Origin of the sequence: Faecalibacterium sp., from assembly GCF_052358865.1 — a bacterium.
Lineage (GTDB): Bacteria > Bacillota > Clostridia > Oscillospirales > Ruminococcaceae > Faecalibacterium > Faecalibacterium butyricigenerans.
Genome location: NZ_DAWCVJ010000125.1, coordinates 1 through 3,972 on the forward strand (window position 1 = coordinate 1; position 3,972 = coordinate 3,972).

The window sequence follows — 3,972 nt, forward strand, 5'->3', positions numbered from 1 at the left end:
AACAGAGAGGATCATCCTTCGCGGGCTGACCTCTCTGTTTTTATTAAAAAGAAGGTGTACGGTCTTTTCTGCCGCCTCCACCACATGGCTCACCAGCACGGAGGTGGTCACGGTACCCACGCCGCCGGGGACGGGGGTGATGGCCTCCACCAGCGGCTCGGCTTCGCCGAAGCGGACGTCGCCGCAGAGCTTTCCTTCCTCGTTGACATGGATGCCCACGTCCACGACCACCTGCCCCTCGCGCAGATGCTCAGCACCGACGGCGCCGGCCTTGCCCATGGCCACCACCACGATGTCGGCCCCGCGGCAGACCTCCGGCAGATCCCGAGTGCGGGAGTTGCAGAGGGTGACGGTGGCGTTTTCCCGGTCCAGCATCATGGCGGCGGGCTTGCCCACCACGAGGCTGCGGCCCACCACAACGGCCCGCCGGCCCGAGAGGGGGATGCCGTAGAACTTCAGGATCTCGAGGCAGGCCTGCGCCGTGCAGGGCGGGTAGCCGAGGGCCGTGTTGGTAAAGACACCGGCCAGCGAGCCGTCGGTGATGCCGTCGATGTCCTTCTCAGGCGCGAGGGCGGCGCGGACAGTGCGGTCGTCGAACTGCCGGGGCAGGGGACGGAAGAGCAGACAGCCGTGGATGGAGGGGTCAGCGTTGATGCAGGCGATGACGCCCAGCAGCTCCTCCTGCGCCGCGTCGGCGGGCAGAAGGAATTGCTTCACCTCGACGCCCACCTTGGCGCAGCGGGCCATGACGCCCTTCTCGTAGGAGAGGTCGTCCTCCCGTGCGCCCACCCGGACGACGGCCAGTGTGGGGACGACGCCCTTTTCCCGCAGCGCGGCGCAGCGGGCGGCGTTTGCTTCGTTCATGGCGGCCACGACGGGCGCACCCTTCAAAATCACAGACATAGAGATCCCCTTTCTGGATCAGACCCGCAGGCGGCTTGCCACGGACTGGTAGACTTCATCGGCCAGCGGTACATACTCCGCCAGCATCCGGGCGGCCTTTTCGTCCAGCCCGGCGGCGTGGGGGCGGTCGGTCATGAGCTTGGTGTTGATGGCGACGTTCAGCCCGGCGGCCTGAAGGGCGGCCTTGCAGAAGAGGGCCGCACAGCCCGCGTCCGACACGGCCAGCACGCTGCCCTTTGCGGCGTAGTCGGCCGCGAGGCGGATGCCCTCACAGCAGGCGTCCATGATGTCCAGCGGCACAGCGCAGGCCCCATCCAGCGCCTCGGCCAGAACCGCGGCCTTGTGAACCTGCTGCTCGGGCGTCTCCTTGGGCAGGCCGTAAGCTGCGGCCAGCGGGGCGAACGCCGCCGCGTCGGCCTGCACGAGGGCTTCGAGCCGACGCCGCAGGGCTTCGGCCCGGGCGTTGAGGGCCTGAATGTCCGCCTCGACGGCGGCATACTTCTTTTTGCCGGTGGTCAGACTGCCCACCATATTGCCCAGCGCTGCGCCTGCCGCCCCCACAAGGGCCGCTGCGCCGCCGCCGCCCGGGGCGGGGGCTTTGCTGGCAAGCTGGCTCAGAAATTCCTCACAGCTCAGTTGTGTCAGTTCCAAAATAAAGTCCTCCCTCTGTCACGAATCCGTCCAGCCGCTGGTCGTGGGCGTCCACGGCCGCTGCCTCCACCCGCTGGGCCTCAAAGGCGACGCCGACCTTTACAGCCCGGGTGCAGCGGGGAAGATAGCGGTCGTAGTAACCCTTCCCCATGCCCACCCGGCGGCAGGCGGCGTCAAAAGCTGTGCAGGGCACCAGCACGAGGTCGAGCTGGTCGGGCCGCAGGAGGGCCGACCGGCGCAGGACGGGGGTGCGGATGCCATATGCGCCGACCTCCCAGCCGTTGGCCTCCGGCACGGCGGCGGTCAGTGAGAAACCCCCGCCGCAGACGGGCCATGCCAGTATTTTGCCCTGTGCTGCGGCCTGTCCGGCCAGCGCGGAGAGGTCGGCTTCGCCCCCGAATGCGGCGTAGAGCAGGATGTTCTGCGCCGTCCGGAAGCAGTCCAGCCCCGCGATGCGGGCACAGAGCGCCGCGTTGGCCGAGGTCCGGTCTGCTTCCGACAGCGCCCGGCGGGCTGCAATGCCCGCTTTCCGCTGCGCCGCTTTTTGCTCCGCGATGGTCATGGAAAAACGCCCCTCTCTGCGCCCGGCGGGCAGAACTGCACAAAAACCGGAACGGATTTTTATAGATGTATAATAAACGCTGGGCGCAGAAAAAGCAAGGCTTTGGGCTGAAGGGTGAAATATCTTCATCCGACCGAAAAGAAAGGGGCCAAAGCGTATCGGTTTGTGCGAAATGCTGTTGAAGAATTTTACGTTGTCTGGTATTATGGAGAAAAAGCTGATCTCAGCATCAGCATCAGAGAGGGGTAATGTATGATGTACAACGATATGATGGATACCATTGGCCTCGTGGACAAGGCCGACCCGGAGCTGGCTGCGGCCATGAACCGTGAGCTGACCCGCCAGCGGGAGAACATTGAGCTGATCGCCAGCGAGAACATCGTCTCGCCCGCCGTCATGGCCGCGATGGGCAGCATCCTCACCAACAAGTACGCCGAGGGCCTGCCCGGCAAGCGCTACTACGGCGGCTGCGCCTACGTGGATGAGGTGGAGAACATCGCCATCCAGCGCGCCTGCAAGCTGTTCGGCGCAAAGTACGCCAACGTCCAGCCCCACTCCGGCGCACAGGCCAATCTGGCCGTCTACTTTGCCCTGCTGGATCTCGGCGACACCGTCATGGGAATGGACCTGTCGCAGGGCGGTCATCTGACCCACGGCTCGCCGGTGAATATGTCCGGCAAGAACTACCACTTCGTCTCCTACGGCGTCGGTGAGGATGGCCGCATCGACTATGCCGAGCTGGAAAAGCAGGTCCGGAAGGTGCGCCCGAAGATGGTCGTGGCGGGCGCTTCGGCCTACCCCCGTGCCATCGACTTCGAGAAGCTGGCGGAGATCGCCCACGGCTATGGCGCTTACCTGATGGTGGATATGGCCCACATCGCGGGCCTCGTGGCCGGCGGGATGCACCAAAGCCCCGTGCCCTATGCCGATGTCGTGACCACCACCACCCACAAGACCCTGCGCGGACCCCGCGGCGGCCTCATCCTGACCAACAACGCCGTGCTGGCCAAGCGCATCAACTCCGCCGTCTTCCCCGGCACGCAGGGCGGCCCGCTGGAGCACGTCATCGCGGCTAAGGCCGTCTGCTTCGGTGAGGCCCTCAAGCCGGAGTTCAAGGACTACGCCCGCAGGATCGTCGAGAACGCGCAGGCCATGGCCGCACAGCTGCAGGCCCGGGGCGTCAAGCTGGTGTCCGGCGGCACAGACAACCACCTGATGCTGGTGGACCTGCGGGAGGAGGAGTGCACCGGCAAGGAGCTGGAAGCCCGCCTCGACAGCGTCCACATCACCGCCAACAAGAACACGGTCCCCGGCGAGACCCGCAGCCCCTTCGTGACCTCCGGCGTCCGTCTGGGCACTCCGGCCGTCACTACCCGGGGCATGGGCGAGGCCGAGATGAAGGTCATCGCGGACTGCATCGCAGACTGCATCTGGCACTACGACGAGAAGAAAGACGACATCTCCGCCCGCGTGCTGGCCCTGACCAAGGCGTTCCCCCTGTACGAATAAGGAAAGCCTCTCCCTTTGGGAGAGGTGGCATTGCAAAGCAATGACGGAGAGGGCAAGCCCGTCCTCCGAGAGCAACTGCACAGCGATAATATCGGCTTTTGACAGAGCTGATGGTATCGCTGTGCTTTTGTTTTTTGGCAGCGTCCTTGCCCTCTCAGGCGCTCCGCGCCAGCTCTCCCAAGGGGAGAGCCTCTGGCGAAGCGGGCAAGTTTTTCTGCAATTTTGTGAAACCTGCATAGCGGATACAGGGACAATTTGGGAATATCATGAAAAACAAGAATAATATTGACAAAATCACAGGGGGGGGGTATAATGTTTTCATAGGCTGATGGTCGGAATGGGACGTT

Annotated in this window: 4 protein-coding genes; 1 reads left to right on the top strand and 3 read right to left on the bottom strand. The window is 64.5% G+C overall.

Annotated features, from left to right (window positions below):
• The 3 genes from ACT8X9_RS12935 to ACT8X9_RS12945 all read right to left on the bottom strand — a co-directional run.
• Positions 1-903, bottom strand: a 903-nt coding sequence (locus tag ACT8X9_RS12935; protein ID WP_444269265.1) for a bifunctional 5,10-methylenetetrahydrofolate dehydrogenase/5,10-methenyltetrahydrofolate cyclohydrolase, incomplete at its 3' end; no start/stop codon positions are given.
• An 18-nt stretch (positions 904-921) separates the two neighbouring features.
• Positions 922-1,554 carry a cyclodeaminase/cyclohydrolase family protein gene (locus tag ACT8X9_RS12940; RefSeq protein ID WP_444269266.1) on the bottom strand — a complete coding sequence of 211 codons (633 nt, stop codon included), beginning with the start codon at positions 1,552-1,554 and terminating at the stop codon, positions 922-924.
• Entirely contained in the window at positions 1,529-2,116 is a 588-nt protein-coding gene (locus ACT8X9_RS12945) for a 5-formyltetrahydrofolate cyclo-ligase (protein ID WP_444269267.1), read from the bottom strand. The genes ACT8X9_RS12940 and ACT8X9_RS12945 overlap by 26 nt, the downstream gene beginning before the upstream one ends.
• Positions 2,117-2,371: 255 nt before the next feature.
• Between ACT8X9_RS12945 and glyA the strand changes: the two genes are divergently transcribed.
• A complete protein-coding gene (gene glyA, locus ACT8X9_RS12950; protein WP_444269268.1) occupies positions 2,372-3,625 on the top strand; it encodes a serine hydroxymethyltransferase in 1,254 nt (417 codons plus the stop codon).
• The last annotated feature ends 347 nt before the right edge of the window (positions 3,626-3,972 follow it).